The sequence below is a fragment of the Streptomyces sp. WAC06614 genome, from assembly GCF_003949795.1.
Taxonomy (GTDB): Bacteria; Actinomycetota; Actinomycetes; order Streptomycetales; family Streptomycetaceae; genus Streptomyces.
The window spans coordinates 1-629 of record NZ_RPRY01000777.1 but is presented as its reverse complement, the minus strand read 5'-3'; the positions used below and the strand labels follow the sequence as shown (position 1 = coordinate 629).

General features: G+C 70.9%; 1 protein-coding gene. It reads left to right on the top strand.

Translation table 11 applies throughout. The annotated features are described in order from the left end of the window. The coding region (locus EF918_RS36450; RefSeq protein WP_148141387.1) for a crosslink repair DNA glycosylase YcaQ family protein at positions 1-558 on the top strand (558 nt) is incomplete at its 5' end. Positions 559-629: the final 71 nt, after the last annotated feature.

Here is a 629-nt window from a genome sequence, read left to right as displayed (position 1 = left end):
CTGCAGTCTCGTGGGTTCGGCGACAAGCTGGCCGCGGAGGAGGCGCGCGTGACGCTCGCACGGGCGTGGCTGGCGTCGTTCGGGCCTGGCACGTCGGCTGATCTGCAGTGGTGGGCCGGCTGGACGCTCGGTCAGACACGGAAGGCGCTGACGGCCGTCGAGGCGGTCGAGGTGGACCTGGACGGCCAGGTCGGGTACGTGCTTCCCGGTGACGAGGCCCCGGAGGTCCCGGTCGAGCCGTGGGTGGCGTTCCTGCCAGGCCTCGACCCGACGCCGATGGGCTGGAAAGAGCGCGACTGGTGCCTGGGGCCGCACAAGTCCAAGCTCTTCGACAACACCGGCAACATCGGCCCCAGCATCTGGTCGGACGGCCGCATCATCGGCGCCTGGGGTCAGCCCGAGTCCGGCGAGGTGCGCTACCAGCTACTGGAGGACGTCGGGGCAGACACCAGGGCAATGGTCGAGGCCGAGGCCGCCCGGTGGACCAGCTGGCTGGCCGGTGTCCGCGTCACACCCCGCTTCCGCTCCCCGCTCGAGAAGCAGCTCAGCCGGGGCTAGACGTCGTACGCCGACAGCGCGTCTCGTGCCGTCGCGGCGATCTGCGTTGTGAGCTCCTCAGGGTCCAGGAC